16 protein-coding genes and 1 pseudogene are annotated in these 16011 nt (G+C 72.2%); 11 read left to right on the top strand and 6 right to left on the bottom strand.

The window, feature by feature from the left end; genetic code table 11:
- Position 1: 1 nt before the first annotated feature.
- Entirely contained in the window at positions 2-1960 is a 1959-nt protein-coding gene (locus ACZ79I_RS04025; RefSeq protein ID WP_471494114.1) for a fumarate reductase/succinate dehydrogenase flavoprotein subunit, read from the top strand.
- Positions 1957-2706, top strand: a complete 750-nt coding sequence (locus ACZ79I_RS04020; RefSeq protein WP_471494112.1) for a succinate dehydrogenase/fumarate reductase iron-sulfur subunit — start codon at positions 1957-1959, stop codon at positions 2704-2706. The genes ACZ79I_RS04025 and ACZ79I_RS04020 overlap by 4 nt, the downstream gene beginning before the upstream one ends.
- A gap of 228 nt (positions 2707-2934) precedes the next feature.
- Here ACZ79I_RS04020 and ACZ79I_RS04015 read toward each other — a convergent pair whose 3' ends face one another.
- The 3 genes from ACZ79I_RS04015 to ACZ79I_RS04005 form a co-directional block, all read right to left on the bottom strand.
- The gene (locus ACZ79I_RS04015) at positions 2935-4326 is read right to left on the bottom strand and encodes a DUF6114 domain-containing protein (protein ID WP_471494111.1); all 1392 of its coding nucleotides are present in this window, start codon (positions 4324-4326) and stop codon (positions 2935-2937) included.
- The gene (locus tag ACZ79I_RS04010; RefSeq protein WP_471494109.1) at positions 4326-4913 is read right to left on the bottom strand and encodes a DUF6230 family protein; all 588 of its coding nucleotides are present in this window, start codon (positions 4911-4913) and stop codon (positions 4326-4328) included. The genes ACZ79I_RS04015 and ACZ79I_RS04010 overlap by 1 nt, the downstream gene beginning before the upstream one ends.
- Positions 4914-5118: 205 nt before the next feature.
- The gene (locus ACZ79I_RS04005; RefSeq protein WP_471494107.1) at positions 5119-6267 is read right to left on the bottom strand and encodes a sensor histidine kinase; all 1149 of its coding nucleotides are present in this window, start codon (positions 6265-6267) and stop codon (positions 5119-5121) included.
- A 600-nt stretch (positions 6268-6867) separates the two neighbouring features.
- Here ACZ79I_RS04005 and ACZ79I_RS04000 point away from each other — a divergent pair.
- The 7 genes and pseudogenes from ACZ79I_RS04000 to ACZ79I_RS03970 form a co-directional block, all read left to right on the top strand.
- A pseudogene (locus ACZ79I_RS04000) lies at positions 6868-7062 on the top strand (IS256 family transposase); the annotation flags it as partial.
- Between the two features lie 643 nt (positions 7063-7705).
- Positions 7706-8443, top strand: coding sequence for a response regulator transcription factor (locus ACZ79I_RS03995; protein ID WP_471494106.1), 738 nt, complete (start codon positions 7706-7708; stop codon positions 8441-8443).
- A 291-nt stretch (positions 8444-8734) separates the two neighbouring features.
- Complete coding sequence (locus ACZ79I_RS03990; protein ID WP_471494104.1) at positions 8735-9505, top strand: GNAT family N-acetyltransferase; 771 nt, start codon at positions 8735-8737, stop codon at positions 9503-9505.
- A gap of 5 nt (positions 9506-9510) precedes the next feature.
- Positions 9511-10518, top strand: a complete 1008-nt coding sequence (locus ACZ79I_RS03985) for a lysophospholipid acyltransferase family protein (protein WP_471494103.1) — start codon at positions 9511-9513, stop codon at positions 10516-10518.
- A gap of 186 nt (positions 10519-10704) precedes the next feature.
- Positions 10705-12129 (top strand): metallophosphoesterase family protein, encoded by a 1425-nt coding sequence (locus ACZ79I_RS03980; protein ID WP_471494101.1) that lies wholly within the window; start codon positions 10705-10707, stop codon positions 12127-12129.
- Positions 12130-12288: 159 nt separating this feature from the next.
- The gene (locus ACZ79I_RS03975; RefSeq protein WP_471494099.1) at positions 12289-12762 is read left to right on the top strand and encodes a nuclear transport factor 2 family protein; all 474 of its coding nucleotides are present in this window, start codon (positions 12289-12291) and stop codon (positions 12760-12762) included.
- Between the two features lie 114 nt (positions 12763-12876).
- The gene (locus tag ACZ79I_RS03970) at positions 12877-13257 is read left to right on the top strand and encodes a luciferase domain-containing protein (RefSeq protein WP_471494097.1); all 381 of its coding nucleotides are present in this window, start codon (positions 12877-12879) and stop codon (positions 13255-13257) included.
- A gap of 38 nt (positions 13258-13295) precedes the next feature.
- Here the strand turns inward: ACZ79I_RS03970 and ACZ79I_RS03965 are convergent, their stop codons facing one another.
- On the bottom strand, positions 13296-13742 hold the full coding sequence (locus tag ACZ79I_RS03965) for a PaaI family thioesterase (protein ID WP_471494096.1): 447 nt from the start codon (positions 13740-13742) through the stop codon (positions 13296-13298).
- A gap of 66 nt (positions 13743-13808) precedes the next feature.
- On the opposite strand from ACZ79I_RS03965, the gene ACZ79I_RS03960 reads away from it, so the two are divergent.
- The gene (locus tag ACZ79I_RS03960) at positions 13809-14234 is read left to right on the top strand and encodes a MarR family winged helix-turn-helix transcriptional regulator (RefSeq protein ID WP_471494094.1); all 426 of its coding nucleotides are present in this window, start codon (positions 13809-13811) and stop codon (positions 14232-14234) included.
- A gap of 8 nt (positions 14235-14242) precedes the next feature.
- On the opposite strand, the gene ACZ79I_RS03955 is transcribed toward ACZ79I_RS03960, so the two are convergent.
- Positions 14243-14725: an inorganic diphosphatase gene (locus ACZ79I_RS03955; RefSeq protein ID WP_471504740.1), complete on the bottom strand. Its 483-nt coding sequence runs from the start codon at positions 14723-14725 to the stop codon at positions 14243-14245.
- Positions 14726-15033: 308 nt separating this feature from the next.
- Here ACZ79I_RS03955 and ACZ79I_RS03950 point away from each other — a divergent pair, with 308 nt between their 5' ends.
- Positions 15034-15513 (top strand): TIGR03668 family PPOX class F420-dependent oxidoreductase, encoded by a 480-nt coding sequence (locus tag ACZ79I_RS03950; protein ID WP_471494093.1) that lies wholly within the window; start codon positions 15034-15036, stop codon positions 15511-15513.
- Positions 15514-15522: 9 nt separating this feature from the next.
- Here ACZ79I_RS03950 and ACZ79I_RS03945 read toward each other — a convergent pair whose 3' ends face one another.
- Positions 15523-15828, bottom strand: coding sequence for a hypothetical protein (locus ACZ79I_RS03945; RefSeq protein ID WP_471494091.1), 306 nt, complete (start codon positions 15826-15828; stop codon positions 15523-15525).
- Positions 15829-16011 lie beyond the last annotated feature (183 nt).

The raw sequence follows: 16011 nt of genomic DNA, 5'->3' as shown, positions 1-16011 counted from the left end.
CATGACCGCATCCTCTGAGTACACGGACTACGCGACCGGCGCGCCGGTCACCGACACCAGGGCCCCGGCCGGCCCGATCAACGAGCGCTGGGACAAGCGCCGCTTCGAGGCCAAGCTGGTCAACCCCGCCAACCGGCGCAAGCACACCGTGATCGTCGTCGGCACCGGCCTGGCCGGCGGCTCCGCGGGCGCCACGCTCGCCGAACAGGGCTACCACGTCGTCCAGTTCTGCTACCAGGACTCCCCGCGCCGGGCGCACTCGATCGCCGCGCAGGGCGGTATCAACGCCGCCAAGAACTACCGCAACGACGGCGACTCCATCCACCGCCTCTTCTACGACACCGTCAAGGGCGGCGACTTCCGGGCGCGCGAGTCCAACGTGCACCGCCTGGCCCAGATCTCCGTCGAGATCATCGACCAGTGCGTGGCGCAGGGCGTCCCCTTCGCCCGCGAGTACGGCGGCCTCCTCGACACCCGCTCCTTCGGCGGCGTGCAGGTCTCGCGCACCTTCTACGCCCGCGGCCAGACGGGCCAGCAGCTGCTGCTCGGCGCGTACCAGGCGCTGTCGCGGCAGATCGCGGCCGGCAACGTGGAGATGCACCCGCGCACCGAGATGCTCGACCTGATCGTCATCGACGGACGGGCCCGCGGCATCGTCGCCCGCGATCTGGTCACCGGCAGGATCGACACCTACGTCGCGGACGCGGTCGTGCTGGCCTCCGGCGGCTACGGCAACGTCTTCTACCTGTCGACGAACGCCATGAACTCCAACGCCACCGCGATCTGGCGGGCCCACCGCCGCGGCGCCTACTTCGCCAACCCCTGCTTCACGCAGATCCACCCGACCTGCATCCCGCGCACCGGCGACCACCAGTCCAAGCTCACCCTGATGAGCGAGTCGCTGCGCAACGACGGCCGGATCTGGGTGCCCAAGGCCAAGGGCGACACCCGTCCGCCGAACGAGATCCCCGAGGAAGAGCGCGACTACTACCTGGAGCGCATCTACCCCTCCTTCGGCAACCTCGTGCCCCGCGACATCGCCTCCCGCGCCGCGAAGAACGTCTGCGACGAGGGCCGCGGCGTCGGCCCCGGCGGCCAGGGCGTCTACCTCGACTTCGCCGACGCCATCGAGCGGATGGGCCGGGGGAAGGTCGAGGAGAAGTACGGCAACCTCTTCGACATGTACGCGCGGATCACCGCGGAGAACCCGTACGAGGTGCCGATGCGGATCTACCCCGCCGTGCACTACACGATGGGCGGCCTGTGGGTCGACTACGACCTGCAGACCACGATCCCGGGCCTGTTCGCGATCGGCGAGGCCAACTTCTCCGACCACGGGGCGAACCGGCTCGGCGCCTCCGCGCTGATGCAGGGCCTCGCCGACGGCTACTTCGTCCTCCCGTCGACGATCAACGACTACCTGGCCCGCAACCCGCACCAGGAGGAGGTCACCGCCGGACACCCCGCCGTCCGGGAGGTGCTGACCGAGACGCAGGACCGGCTCGCCCGGCTGCTTGCCGTCGACGGCGACCGCACCCCCGACTCCTTCCACCGCGAGGTCGGCGAACTCATGTGGGAGTTCTGCGGCATGGCGCGGACCGACGCGGGACTGCGCAAGGCCCTGGAGCGCATCCCGCAGATCCGCGAGGAGTTCTGGCGGCGCATCAAGGTGCCCGGCACCGGCGAGGAGTTCAACCAGTCGCTGGAGAAGGCCAACCGCATCGTCGACTACCTGGAACTGGCCGAGCTGATGTGCCTCGACGCGCTGCACCGCGCCGAATCCTGCGGCGGTCACTTCCGCGAGGAGTCCCAGACCCCGGACGGCGAGGCGGCCCGCAAGGACGACGCGTTCGCGTACGCGGCCGCCTGGGAGTTCACCGGCACCGGCACGGCCCCCGTCCTGCACAAGGAAGACCTGGTCTTCGAGTACGTCCACCCCACTCAGCGGAGCTACGCATGAAGCTCACCCTGCGCGTCTGGCGGCAGAAGAACGCCGACGCCGACGGCGCGATGTCCACGTACGAGGTGGACGGAGTCTCGCCCGACATGTCGTTCCTGGAGATGCTGGACACCCTCAACGAGGAGCTCATCCTCAAGGGCGAGGACCCGGTCGCCTTCGACCACGACTGCCGCGAGGGCATCTGCGGCGCATGCTCGCTGGTCATCAACGGCGACGCGCACGGCCCCGAGCGCACCACCACCTGCCAGCTGCACATGCGGTCCTTCAAGGACGGCGACACGATCGACGTCGAGCCGTGGCGGGCCTCGGCCTTCCCGGTCGTCAAGGACCTCGTCGTCGACCGTTCCGCCTTCGACCGCATCATCCAGGCCGGCGGCTACATCACCGCCCCGACCGGCGCCGCGCCCGAGGCCCACGCCACGCCCGTACCGAAGCCGGACGCCGACTTCGCGTTCGAGCACGCCGAGTGCATCGGCTGCGGCGCCTGCGTGGCCGCCTGCCCGAACGGCGCGGCGATGCTGTTCACCTCGGCGAAGATCAACCACCTCAACGTCCTGCCGCAGGGCGCGCCCGAGCGGGAGACCCGCGTGCTCGACATGGTGGCGCAGATGGACGAGGAGGGCTTCGGCGGCTGCACGCTCACCGGCGAGTGCGCCACCGCCTGCCCGAAGGGCATCCCGCTGGTCTCCATCACCGCCATGAACAAGGAGTGGCTGCGCGCGACCCGCAAGGCGGGCCGCCGCTAGCGGCGGCAGGGGCGCACGTGCGGGACCGGGCAGGTGCTCACGCCCGGTCCCGGCGGGCAGCCACCGCCCCATTCATTCGACAGCCCCCTGCCCGGTCGGCTGTGCCTTGCGGCCGTCGCATGAGGCCGAAGGGACAGCGAGCGGGCAGGAGGCCGTCGCGGGTGCACTGCCCTGCCATGGGAGGTCGGGCGCCGCTCACTTCCGGTGCCAGCACCCGGGTGGCAGCGCTCAACCGGCCGTGATGGCGAGCCCGCCCTGCATGGACCCGGCGATGATGATCGGCTGGTTCGCGACGATGTCCGTCAGGGTCAGTGAACCGGCGGCAGGCGTGACCGACTTGAGCGCGTGCAGCAGCTCCGACTGCGCGTTGCCGGGGGTCAGGGTCAGGGGGACACCCAGCAGCTTGGCGGACAATTTCGTCGCGTACCAGACGACATCGCCGCTGAGCGAGAGCGAAGGACTGCTGATCACCGTGGTGTGCCCGCCCTGCGTGACGACACCCCTGACCCCGCCGGATCCCTGGAACGACTTCACGGTGAACTTCATCATGCGCACCGTCCGGCCACCGGCCGCCGGAAGATCGGCCACCCCCTCGTAGGCGAAGCCGGTCAGCCGTCCTGTCCCCATCGTGAAGACAAGCGGTGCGGTGTACGCCCTCAGACCGGGAGTTCCTGCCGCGGACGGTGACTTCTGGCCGTCCTCCGCTGCACCGGACGCGCCGGACGGGGAACCGGTCCCGGGGCTTGCCGATGGGGAACCGGGTCCGAGGGGTAGCGGGGGGCCGAGCACGGGAGGCAGCAGACTGGGCGCGGGGGACGGGCCGGGAGGAGCGCCGGGCGAGCCCGTCCCGCTCGGCGAGGGCGCGGGACTCGGCGGACAGAGGATCAGGACGCATCCGTCAGCAGGCGCTGCCGGTGCCGCCACGGCTCGCCCGGTCAACAGCAGCGGGCTGACGATGGCCGCCATCCCCGCGGCCGCCACCAGCCGTGGTCTGCTGCGCGGCCTGGCCCGGCCGCCGGCGCACAAGGACTCTGGGAGGTGTGCCGTCCGTGCCGTCCGTGCCGTCCGTGCCGTCGCGTCGGCGCCGGCGTTTCCGGGCTTCCCGGTGGGGCGCGCGGCGTGACGGGACGTTTCACCGGCCGATGTGCCGCCGGGGGCTTGCGGGGGGCTGCCCGCCTTCTCGTCCGGCTCGCCGGAGCCCGGCTCCCGGGAACTCCCGCTCGCCTCCGGGGGCGGGATCTCCGTCCAGCCGAACGCCAGGGAGCCACCGATGATCCCGAGCAGCAATCCCAGGAAGAACCCGCCGAAGTTCGTCGCCGGGAACGAGAGGACTCCCCCCAGGGTGCCGATGACCGCGTAGAAGATCCTGTGCGCGGGGTCGAACCAGAGCAGGAGACCGCAGGCGGCCAGCACACCGCCGATCAGGACTCCGGAGACGCCGCCGATCCCCATGTGCATGACGACGCCGATCGCACCGCTCATGAACACGTCGATGAGCGGGATGAACAGCAGCTCGACACCGGCCAGTATCAGCAGCAGCCCGCCCCAGAAAGGGCGCGTCCGCCGCCACCTCCGCCAACGTCTCCGGCGAGTGGGCTGTGCGCTGTCGGACGCCGCCACTAGCAGCCTCCGCCGCGGGTGACGTCCATGTTGAAGCCGGGCAGGGTGATGGTGCCGGCCGCCATCTCCCTCGCGTGCATGGCGGGACCGTTGAGGGTGACACTCGATGCCTGCATCCCGAAAGACCCCGGGGTACCGCGGTAGCCCGGCACAGCATTCAGCGTGCCGGCGTCCTGGCCCATGACGAGGTTGTGCATGACGCCGTCGCCGCTGAAGTCCTTGACGATGAAGGCGACGTCGTTCCCGGAGACCGGGGTGGCGCCGCCTCCCGCCTTCATCAGGGTGGTGATCGGCCCCAGCTTGATGGCCATGCAGAAGTTCTTGATCGTTGCGGTCCTCAGAGCGTTCGTCGCGACATAGTGCTGTGTGCCGTCCTGGGTGGAAAGGGAGTCGCCGTAGTTCACGAAGCCCGTCCCGCTCACGCTGCTCGCGGTGGCGCTGAACGGCTTTCCGGCGACGGAGAAGGACGTGGCGAGCGCTCCCTCCGCGGTGAGGATCACCAGCACTCCGGTGAGCCCGACAGCAGGCACCAGCATGGCGGCGAAGCGCTTCCACTTGACCCGCCCCGGCGTCCTCTCAGATGACATGATTCTCCTTACTCGCGCATCGGGGCACAGCCGGCGTGTGAGGCGGGACCCGATGGAGAAGCTCTGCGGTCACAAACTCCGTAGCGTCACGCATGCGGAGCTTGTCGTGATCGTCGGTGAGCTTATGAGGAGAAACATCGTTTGACGCCGGTCACAACGGTTGCCCGCGGACGCCGGACGGCGGTTCCGGCGGCGCCGGGTGGCGTCAGCAAGCCTCCGGATGGGGGCCGGCCGATGGCCGTGTGGGTACCGCCACGCCGATCGACACCCCGCCGAGCCGCACCGCGGTCGAGGCCCAGAACCGCCCGCCCAGCCTGGCGGCTTCGGCCGCCAGGCTGGACAGCCCGAAGGACTCGGCCTCGGGCAGCGCCAGCACGCGCCGGATCTCGGCAGCCCGGCCCACCCCGTCATCGTCCACCCGTACCGCCCACTGCGTGTCGTCGCGCTGCAGTGTGATGCTCACCTGGGTGGCGTTCGCATGCTTGATCACGTTGGTCAGACCCTCGCGAACCGCCCTCACCAGCACCTCGCGGCACTCGGCCGCGGGTTCGGGCCCCGCACCGCACGCATCGAAGTCGACGTTGATGTCACTGTGCGTGCGGAACTCGGCAAGCCGGTCCCGGACCAGGTCGGCCACTGTGATGTCCGGCGCGCAGACATCCTCTCCCGCCGACCAACTCCGTGATATCCAGCGCATGGTGGCGCGCAGTTCCTGGGTCGCGTCGGTCAGCCGTGCCGCGATCCGCTCCAACACCGTCGTGGCCTCGGCGGGCAGCCCGGACATCTGACGCAGTTCGTCCACATCCAGCCGAGCGGCGAACAGCTCCTGGGTCACCCCATCGTGCAGTTCCGCCGCGAGCCGGGCCCGTGCCGTCAGCGAGGTCAGCACGCCGGACTGCTCGAACAGCAGCGCGTGCCCGAGCGCCAGTGCGGCCAGCTCGGTGAAATCGGCAAGGGCGTACAGCTCGCCGGCCTCGGGCTTCCAGCGTTCCTGGTCCCGGCAGAGGAATACGGCGCCAAGCGTGCCGAAGCGTTCGCTGGACAGCGGATGGGCCAGGATCTCCCTGCCCGCGTCACACCCCGTCACCTGCCGGAACGGCAACCGCTCGACAAGCGGGCCCGGCCCCAGCAGCACCGCCTGCCCGGCCTTGCACAACTGCTCCAGGCCGGGAAGCCCCGCGATGTCCCCGCGCGCCGCCTCCACCACCTGCTCGGGGAAACCGTAACCGGCGCAGGCCGCGACCTGGTCGGCCGTCTCGTCCCAACGCAGCACCAGCGAGCGGTCGCAGCGCGCCACCAGGCACGCCTCCCGGGCCACGATCCGCATCACATGCCGGCTGTCGCTGGCGCGCATCAGCTTCCGGCCGACCTCGGCCAACCATGGTCGCCGCCTCGGCAACACGTACTCCGTCACGGCGTCGTCTCCCGGAAGGTCCGACCGGCGTCCATCCGACCCGTACCCATGAGAGCCCGGCGTCGGTCCCTGCGACACGGGGACCCTCCCGAACGCTGCATCACGGCTGACCCTCATCCCATCCCGGCAGCCGCCCGGGCGCCGCCCTGGCCTGCGCGCGCAGATCGCGACGCCGGCAACCGGACGGTCCCCCGCTCCCCCCGTCGCCTGCCACCGGCCGACCCGACTCCTGTCAGGGCGCGATTGTAGTCCCCGCATTCCCCGACCGGTGATCTGGAACCGGTGGTCCGGGCGGCGGGCCCCTCATGACGACGCGAGCTTGGCCAAGGGCACGTCCGCCACCTTGCTGCGCAGCATCCACGCTGACCACCGCGCCACAATTCCTGCCAGGAACGCAGACAGTCCCGCCGCTGTGTGAGGGCACTGCTCAGGAGTTGTGGACCGGCCTCAGGGCCGGACGCGGAGGGCGTACCCTCCCCCATGACGCTGTGGTGGTCACGAAGCAGGCCCGCTTTGCAGCGCGGTCGGGAAGGCATGCCCGTGCTCAGCGTAGTGAACGCCGACGGATCCACCGAGTCCGGATCCCCGATCGACGAGATCGTACGCGAGGGCGCCCGCCGGATGTCCGCCGCTGCGCTGGAGGCCGAAGCCAACCGGCACAAGACAACGTCGGTGGCGGAGAACGACGGGGTGGGCCGTCCTGTGGTGGTCCGCAGCGGCTGCCGGCGACCCCGCCGCGGGGCGGGCGCCGGGCTCGAGAACGGCGCTCTGGCCGAGCGAGGGGTCCATGCCGTATGAACCGCCGCGATGCCAGGCGACGGGAGCCGGCCGCGCACTTCGGTTTCGCGGCCTGCCCGAGCGAGCGGGCCGCCGACGTCGACGGGGCCGAGCCGGTCAGTGCGGTCCTCACCGATGCGGAACCGGACGACGGCCCAGCCTGCAGTCCGTCGGCATCTGGACCGCCGGGCCACCGATCCCCGCCTCGGCCCGCGCTGCGAACCATGGGCGGAGCCGATGGCCCAGACCACCGTCCACCGCCCGGACCTGACCCGCCGCCTGCACGAACAGGCCCGCCTCCGCGTGATCATGCTGGGACGGCCCTGGTGCTCCGGCGTCCCGTCCGCGTCGTCCGACCGGCTCCGGGGCGAAGCGGCCGTCGCGCCGGACGCTGACGCCACCGGGCTCCCCTCCCGGCGCGGTCACACCGAGCGGATGTGCAGCACGGCCATGGACCGGGCTCGGGCACCACCACCGATCGCGCCGAACCGACGTGAACCCGTTCACAGGTCTTGACGACTGCTCCACCCCGTGTGATCCGCGGCGTTCGCCGGACCCGGCGGAGGGGCCGACCGGCCTACGGCCGCTACCGCAGGAGGACATGATGCAGCTATCCGCGCAGCAGGGTGACAACGGGGAGCGGGAGGCGACCACCCCCCGGGAACCACACGGCCCGACCGTCGTTCTCGTCGACGATCACGAGATCGTGCTGGACGGGTTGAGCCGCGCCCTGACCCGAGAAGGCATGCAGGTGACAGGCACCTTCGGGGACGCCAGCGCACCGATGGACTTCCTGCGCAGCCAAGCCCCGCACGGCCGCCGACCGCCGGTCCAGCTCGTCGTGGTGGACCTGCGCCTCGGCCACGGCTCCAGCATCGCATTCATCCGCGATGTGTGTCGCACCTACCCACTCACCCGCGTTGCGGTTCTCACCAGTTTCGAGGACTCTGCCGCCGCCGCAGCAGCGGTACGCGCCGGAGCACGCGGCTTCCTCCTCAAAGACATGCCCAGCGAAGAACTCGCCAAGAGCCTGCGCAGCATCGCCGAAGGCAACCTCGTCATCGACGCCCGCATGGCACTCGCCGTGCTCGCGCCTGAACAACGAGCTCTGGGCGAGGAAGAGGTGATGATCCTCCAACTGGTCGCCGAGGGGCTCACCAACCGCGAGATCGGTTCCCGCCTCCATCTCAGCGCCTCCGCGGTCAAAGACCAACTCGCCAAGACCATGCGGAAACTCGGCACGAGCACACGCACCGAAACCGTTGTGCGTGCGGTCCATGAGGGATTGCTCAGCAATCCCCTGCCATCCGGCACACCCAGGACGGCGCATACGTCATGACCGAACCCGTCCATGCCGTGGATCCCTTGTCGCGCCGGGAATGCCGCGGCTCGTCCGCAACGGCGTGACTCGGAGCACGGCCCGTCGGCGGTCGGCTTCCCCCGGCCACACGAGCGGCGCGTGCGCGCGGTCCGCCGCGGTCGACGGGTGCCCGAGCCGTTCAGCAATCTCACACCCCCTCTCTCCGCGCCGGTCACGCACCGGTCAGCCGGCATCGGCAGAACTGGGGCGGCGGACGCACGACACCGGTCCGCCGCTCCCGCCGAACCGGCCCGTGACCAGGAGAGAGCCATGACCGGAGTTTCCGCCCTCGCCAGCCCCCCACCGACCGCGGCACCGACCCGCTACACGGTCACCCTCGCCCGTGACGAGGAGGACGTCCGGGCCGCGCAGCGGCTGCGCCACGACGTCTTCGCCGGGGAGATGGGCGCCCTCCTGCCCACTCCGCAGCCGGGCCTCGACATCGACGCCTTCGACGCGTACTGCGACCACCTGCTCGTCCGCGACACGGCGAGCGGCCGGGTCGTGGGCACCTACCGGCTGCTGCCGCCCGAGCGGGCCGCGGTCGCCGGGCGGCTGTACTCGGAGGGCGAGTTCGACCTCGGCCCGCTCACCGGGATCCGCTCCGGGCTCGTCGAGGTCGGCCGCTCCTGCGTCCACCCCGACCACCGCGACGGCGCGGTCATCGGACTGATCTGGGCGGGCATAGCCCGCTACATGGTGCAGGGCGGCCACGAGTGGCTGGCCGGGTGCTGCTCCCTGCCGCTCGCCGACGGCGGGGCGCTCGCCGCGGGAGCATGGGAGCGGGTGCGCGCCAGGCACCTGGCTCCCGCCGAGTACCACGTACGGCCGCTGCTGCCCTGGAACCCCGGGGTCGCGGCCCCGGCCGGGCGCACCGAGCTGCCTCCGCTGCTGCGGGGCTACCTCCGCCTGGGCGCCTGGGTCTGCGGGGAGCCCGCCCACGACCCGGACTTCGGCGTCGCCGACCTGTACATCCTGCTGTCGATGCGCCGGGTGAACGCGCGTTATCTGCGGCACTTCCTCTCGCTCGCCCCGGCGTGACGGCCATGCCCCGCAGCGGTGCGACGCCCAAGTCCCGGATCGGCGTCGCGGTCCTGCGGCCGCGCCGCGGGATGCCGGTGCTCGCCGCCCCCGGCACGGGCGCGGCCGCGCTGCCGGCCGACCCTGCCACGCCCACCGCGCGGCGGCTGCGGCCCCGCCCGCCCGCCGCCGCCCCGGCGAGCGCGTGGCTGCCCGGCGCGCCGTGCTCGCCGCAGTCCTGCGTGGACGCCACGGCGTCGGTCGCGGCCGTCCCGCGCGCCGTCCTCCGGCTCGCAGCCGTCCTGGCCCTGGTCGTCACCGGGATCGTGTGCTTCCCGGCCGTCCGGCGGCTCCCCGTCGCCCCGCGCGAGCGGATCACCAGGACCTGGTGCCGGACCGTCGTGCGTGCCGCGGGCGTCCGGGTACGGATCGCCGGGGCCGCGCCGCCGCGCGGCGGTCTGCTGATGGTCGCCAACCACATCTCCTGGCTGGACATCCCGCTGCTCGCTGCCGTCCGCCCCGGCCGCATGCTCGCCAAGACCGAGATCCGGCGGTGGCCGGTGGCCGGCGCGCTGACCGCGCGCAGCGGCGCGCTCTTCATCGACCGGGACCGGTTGCGCGCACTGCCCGGCACGGTCGCCCGGATCGCGGAGGGCCTGCGCGCCGGGTCGGCGGTCGTCGTCTTCCCCGAGGGCAGTACCTGGTGCGGACGGGCGCAGGGCCACTTCCGCCGGGCCGCGTTCCAGGCGGCGCTCGACGCGGGCGTGCCCGTGCAGCCGGTGCGCCTGCGCTACCGGCGCGACGCGGGCCCGGCGAGCACCGCGCCCGCGTTCGTGGGCAGCGACTCACTGCTGACGTCCCTGTGGCGGGTCGTCTCGGCACGCCGGCTCGTCGCGGAGGTCAGGGTCATGCCGATGCTCGCGCCCACCGCCGGCACCGACCGGCGCCGCCTCGCCCGCGCCGCCGAGCGGTCCGTGGGAGTGCGGGCGGGACGGCACGCCGGGACGCCGGCACGGCATACGGTCCTGCCGTGAACTCCCCGGCCCGGCGGGGGAGATGACGGTGGGTTCCCCGTCCGGCCACGCCCCCGTGATTGCTACGGTTCACCGGTGTCCGAATCGTCATCCGAATCGTCATCCGAATCGCCATCCGAATCCTCGCGCGACACCGCCGAGGGCGCCGGCTGGGGCGCCGCGGAACCCGGTGGCTACCGCGCATTGATGCCCCGTCAGGTCGAGAAGCTCTCCTGGCTCGACCCGAGAACACTCTGGGCGGCGCGCAACGGCGTGGTGGCCTCCTGGTTCGGGGACCCCACCGGACGGACCCGCAGCCGCTGGGTGCGGCAGCGCGAAGCCGAGGGGGCACCCGCCGACAAGCTGATCCGGCGTGACGACCCGGACCGCTTCTCCTTCATGGTGCTCGGAGACACCGGCGAGGGCGACGGTCCCCAGTACGCCGTGGTGCCCGGCTTCCTGAAGGCCGGTCAGGACACGAGGTTCGCCATCGTGGCCAGCGATGTGATCTACCCCGTGGGGGACGCCGCCGACTACGGTACGAAGTTCTTCCGGCCGTACCGGGACTACCCGGCCCCCATCTACGCCATACCCGGCAACCACGACTGGTACGAGGATCTGCACGGGTTCATGCGCGTCTTCTGCGACGCCGGGCCGCTCGCCCCGGAGCCCGCGCCGCGCCCGCCGACCCGTGCCTGGCTGCGTGCGCTGCTGTGGCACAGACCGCACCGTGTGGACGGGCAACGCCTCGCCGAGGCACGGACGTTGCGCTCCGCCCCGGCCCAGCAGGCACTCCAGCCGGGCCCGTACTGGGCGATCGACGCCGGACCCGTCCGCATCATAGGAATCGACACCGGGCTGCTCGGCACCATCGACGCCGAACAGGGCCGCTGGCTGCGCGAGGCGGCCCGGGGACCCCGCCCGAAGATCCTCATCACCGGCTCACCGCTGTACGTGGACGGCGAGCACCACCCCTGTCCCATCGACGGCGGCGGCACGGTCGACGACATCGTCCGCGACCCGGACCACCGCTTCGTCGCGGCGATAGGCGGTGACATCCACAACTACCAGCGCTATCCGGTGGATGTGGACGGCCGCACGATCCAGTACGTGGTCTCCGGCGGCGGCGGGGCGTTCATGCACGCCACGCACACCATCCCGCGCGTGTCCGTCGCGAACGTCACGGAGCGGGACTTCCGCTGCTATCCGCTGCGCGGCGACTCCCTGGCCTTCTACAGCAGGCTCTACGGGCGCCGGCTGCGACTGCGCCGCTTCTTCACCCTGACCGAGGCGGAGGCGACCGCCGTGGTCGCCGAGCGCCTGGGCATCCCCCCGACCCGCAGCCCGGGCACACCCGCCCGGATCACCCTGCGCACCCGTCTCGTGGCCGGTCTGCTGGGAGCGGGCGGCCGCCCCGACCGTACGTCGCGGTTCCGGCTGCCCGTGCGGAAGATCTACACCCGGCTCTTCTCGCCGGGTTCGGCCACCTACAGCCCGCCGTTCTTCAAGAGCTTCCTGCGTCTGGACGTCACCCCGGAGGCGATCCGGCTGCGCTGTTTCGCGGCGACCGGCAATCTGCGGCAGGAACAGCGGCCACCCGTCGAGGACGAGGTGACCATCCGCCTGGCGTGAGCGCGGGAGCGGCCGTCGCGCGCCGGGGCCGGGAGCGCAGGAGGCCGCACCCTTGCGCGAGAACCGGCGTTCTCCTACCGTGGTCCCCGATGGGGAGAACGGCCGTTCTCTCCATCGGCCGACCGCTGCCGCCCGGCGCCCCGACCCCATGGAGGCGACATGACGCACGAAGTGCGCCCCCCGTTCCCGCCCTTCACCCGGGAGACCGCCGTGGAGAAGGTGCGGCTGGCGGAGGACGGCTGGAACTCCCGCGACCCGGAGAAGGTCGCCCGCGCCTATACGGCGGACTCCCGCTGGCGCAACCGCGCGGAGTTCATCCACGGCCGCGACGAGATCGTCGCCTTCCTCACCCGCAAGTGGCGCCGCGAACTCGACTACCGGCTCATCAAGGAACTGTGGGCCTTCGCCGGCGACCGCATCGCGGTCCGGTTCGCCTACGAGTGGCATGACGACGCCGGCACCTGGTTCCGCTCGTACGGGAACGAGAACTGGGAGTTCGACGAGAACGGCCTGATGCGGGTCAGGCACGCCAGCATCAACGACCTGCCCATCCGGGAGTCGGAACGGGCCTACCACTGGCCCCTCGGGCGCCGTCCCGACGACCACCCCGGCCTCGGCGACCTCGGTTTCTGAAGCGCCGGGCGGGCATCACATCGGTGCCGCCCCGGTGCGGCCGTCAACCTCACGTCCCGGTTACGGATCCCTCAACCGCTGGTGTCGGTGCGGTGAGAACACGACGATGGGGTCATGACTCTGGCCCAGCGTGCCCTGGAGCGGCTCGAGGGCTGGCCCGACCTCACGGCGGCGCCGGCCGGTTGCGGTACAGGGCGGGCACTTCGCTCCGCGCTCAGCGAGATCGTCCACCTCCACTCCGGCCACGAGGCGGACGTCCACCTCACCAGCCGGGCCATCCGGCGCTTCGCCGCGAACCTCGCGGAGTCGACGGCCGTCCGCGTGGTGCCCGGCTCGTGCTGGGTGACCGTGCGCCTCGACTGCGACACCGACGTCGATCTGCTGATGAGCCTGGTGAGCATGGCCCTCCAGGCCCACCAGGCGTGCCCTTCCTCCGCGAGTCCGGCCCCCTCGGAGTGCAACTTCCGTCGCGTCACGGTGCTTCCGCGACCGTAGGGGCCGGCGCCGGCCGTGCGCGCCGTTCACCGGCCCCCTCACGCCTCGCGGAGTCCGGCCCCGTCGACCGGATCGATCACCGCGATCGTGCCCTGGGCGACCGCGCACGGCGTCTCCACGCCGGCGCCGTCCACGGTGGACACATCGCAGCGGCAGACGACCCGGGTACGGCCGGCCCGGACCACCCGGGCGTGGGCGCGGAGGATCTCTCCCCTGGCCGGCCGCAGGTAGTCGATGGTGAAACCCGAGGTGATCAGCCCCTGGCCGGCCGCGGCGCCGGCCGCGAACGTCAGCGCGTTGTCCGCGGCGTAGGCGAGCACGCCCCCGTGGACGAAGCCGTACTGCTGGCGCAGGTCGTCGCGGATGTCCAGCTCCAGCGTGGCCGCGCCCTCGCCGAAGGCCACCAGCCGGGCGCCCAGAAGTGTGCTGAAGGGCTGGGCCCTCAGCACCTCACGGGCCGCCGCCAGGTCGGGGACGTCACTCACGGGCACCTCACTTCACTAGTGAAGTGACAATGGCGTCCGACGGGGACATCTGTCAACATCGCAACCATGCCCGACCCCGACCAGCGCCTCTTCTTCCTGCTGCAGCGCGCGGCGCACCAGGCACGTACCATCGCCGACCGGCGGCTGCTCGACACCGCGGGGATCACCACCGCGCAGCTCGGCGCCCTGTACGCCGTCCAGGACGAGCCGGGCATCACCCAGCAGCGGCTCGCCCGGGCCCTCGGGCTGCGCGAATCGGCGGTCACCGGGCTCGTCGCCCGGCTCACCGCGGCCGGGCTGGTCGTCCGGCAGGCGCATCCGCGTGAACACCGCGCGGTGGTCGTGCGGTTGACCGAGGCGGGGCATGCCGCACTGCGCTCGGCCCAGCCGGAGGTCGAACGCTTCAACGCGGAGCTGCGCGCCCTGCTCGGCGCCGACGGATTCACCGTGACGGCCGCCGCCCTGCACGATCTCGCCCACTGGCAGCCCTGACCCCTCCCTCAGCCCTCGCCCGCACGCCTGCGGGAGGCGTCGATCTCCGCGTACGCCCGGGCGCGCCCCTCCCAGTGGGAGCCCTCGACGGACTTGCCGGGCTCCAGGTCCTTGTAGACCTCGAAGAAGTGGGTGATCTCCAGCCGGTCGAAGGACGGGACGTCGTCGATGTCCTGGAACCCCGTGTACCGCGGGTCGTGCGCCGGAACGCAGAGGATCTTCTCGTCGGGGCCCTTCTCGTCCTTCATGACGAACATCCCGATGGCCCGGCACTCGATGACACAGCCGGGGAACGTGGGATCGCCGACCAGGACGAGGGCATCGAGCGGGTCGCCGTCACGGCCGAGGGTGTGCTCGATGTAGCCGTAGTCGGCCGGGTACCGGGTGGAGGTGAACAGCATCCGGTCCAGTCGCAGGCGGTGCAGCGCGTGGTCCATCTCGTACTTGTTGCGCGATCCCTGGGGGATCTCCACGATCACGTCGAATTCCACGACGGCCTCCTTGCCCGGTCGGTCGGCGGGCCGGGGCGGCCGCTGGGCGGCCGGGCCCGCCGCGGCGGCGAACTCCAGGACCGGTGGCCCGCCGGTGCGGAACCGGCGGCCCATCCAGTCTGCCCCGGCCCCGGGCACCGCGACAGCCGGACCGGCGCCGGGCGCGAGGCCATGGCTCGGCCCCGGGTGCGACGGGATGGTCCGGCCCCGCCGACGGCGAGTCGCCCTGCGGCCGCGCCGCACCAGGGGTGAGACGGTGTGAGGAGCCGGATCGCCCACCCGGCAGCCCACAGGGAGGAGGAGCGGCAGTGCCACGGATGGAAGAGGACGAGGCGCGGCGGCGGTTCGCCGAGGCCCGGGTCGCACGGCTGGCCACGGTGGACTCCGCCGGGCGCCCCCATCTCGTACCGGTCGTGTTCGCCGGGCGCGGCGACCACGGGATCGTCATGGCCGTGGACCGCAAGCCCAAGGATTCCCGGCGGCTGAAGCGGCTGCACAACATCGCCGTCCAGCCGGCCGTGTGCCTGCTCGCGGACGCCTACGACGAGGACTGGAGCCGGCTGTGGTGGGTCCGGGCCGACGGGGGAGCCCGGACCGTGCCGCCCGACGCCGCGGCGGAGCCGGACCGGACGGCGTACGAGGCCGCCGTCGGCCTGCTGACGGAGAAGTACCGCCAGTACCGGGACGGCCCGCCCGACGGCCCGGTCATCGAGGTCACCGTTCACCGCTGGAGCGGCTGGCGTGCCGCTTCGGTGTCCGGGCCGGGCGACCGCGCCGGGCCGCGGTGACAGGGGCCCTCAAGGGCGGGTTTCGGGTCCCGCCGTCTCGTCGGCCGCGGTGGCCCGGCGCGCCCGGTGCCGTCCGCGGCCGCCGTGCCGGGGATGTGTCGCCGCGTTCACCACCGTGGCCAGGCCCAGCGCGAACAGCAGCGCCAGAACGAGCCCGGCGCTGAAGACGGCGAGGGTGTTCATGGTCGCGATGGGGTGATCGAGCACCGCCACGGTGTAGTCGGGGCCACCGGACAGGTTGCCGGCGATCGCCAGAGCGACGAAGGCGCCGGTGGCCACGAGGAGGAGCAGTCCGACGATGAGCATCCGAGTCATCTCCCCAGAGAGTTCCGACCTCTTTCGCGTACCCGTCCCGGCACGGGCCAGACCGCGGAGGGGAGACCTGCCGGGGACCGGACGCCTCCCGCCCGCCGGCCGCCCGTTCCGCCGAAACCCCGGACGTCGTGATCACCCGGCGGCAGAATGTGGGCGGGCGGGCGAGCGGGCGCGGGCGGGGGC

The organism is Streptomyces sp. PSU-S4-23 (genome assembly GCF_055632315.1).
Note: the sequence above shows the minus strand (reverse complement) of the source record. Positions and strands in the feature narration are given on the sequence as shown.

Bases quoted from the DNA above. Each gene is read 5' to 3' on its own strand.
- ACZ79I_RS03970 (WP_471494097.1), top strand. From the start codon at position 12,877: ATGACTCTGGCCCAGCGTGCCCTGGAGCGGCTCGAGGGCTGGCCCGAC.
- ACZ79I_RS04010 (WP_471494109.1), bottom strand. From the start codon at position 4,913: ATGTCATCTGAGAGGACGCCGGGGCGGGTCAAGTGGAAGCGCTTCGCC.
- ACZ79I_RS04005 (WP_471494107.1), bottom strand. From the start codon at position 6,267: ATGCGCGCCAGCGACAGCCGGCATGTGATGCGGATCGTGGCCCGGGAG.
- ACZ79I_RS03985 (WP_471494103.1), top strand. From the start codon at position 9,511: ATGCCCCGCAGCGGTGCGACGCCCAAGTCCCGGATCGGCGTCGCGGTC.
- ACZ79I_RS04020 (WP_471494112.1), top strand. From the start codon at position 1,957: ATGAAGCTCACCCTGCGCGTCTGGCGGCAGAAGAACGCCGACGCCGAC.
- ACZ79I_RS04025 (WP_471494114.1), top strand. From the start codon at position 2: ATGACCGCATCCTCTGAGTACACGGACTACGCGACCGGCGCGCCGGTC.
- ACZ79I_RS03980 (WP_471494101.1), top strand. From the start codon at position 10,705: ATGCCCCGTCAGGTCGAGAAGCTCTCCTGGCTCGACCCGAGAACACTC.
- ACZ79I_RS03945 (WP_471494091.1), bottom strand. From the start codon at position 15,828: ATGACTCGGATGCTCATCGTCGGACTGCTCCTCCTCGTGGCCACCGGC.
- ACZ79I_RS03990 (WP_471494104.1), top strand. From the start codon at position 8,735: ATGACCGGAGTTTCCGCCCTCGCCAGCCCCCCACCGACCGCGGCACCG.
- ACZ79I_RS03960 (WP_471494094.1), top strand. From the start codon at position 13,809: ATGCCCGACCCCGACCAGCGCCTCTTCTTCCTGCTGCAGCGCGCGGCG.
- ACZ79I_RS03975 (WP_471494099.1), top strand. From the start codon at position 12,289: ATGACGCACGAAGTGCGCCCCCCGTTCCCGCCCTTCACCCGGGAGACC.
- ACZ79I_RS03995 (WP_471494106.1), top strand. From the start codon at position 7,706: ATGATGCAGCTATCCGCGCAGCAGGGTGACAACGGGGAGCGGGAGGCG.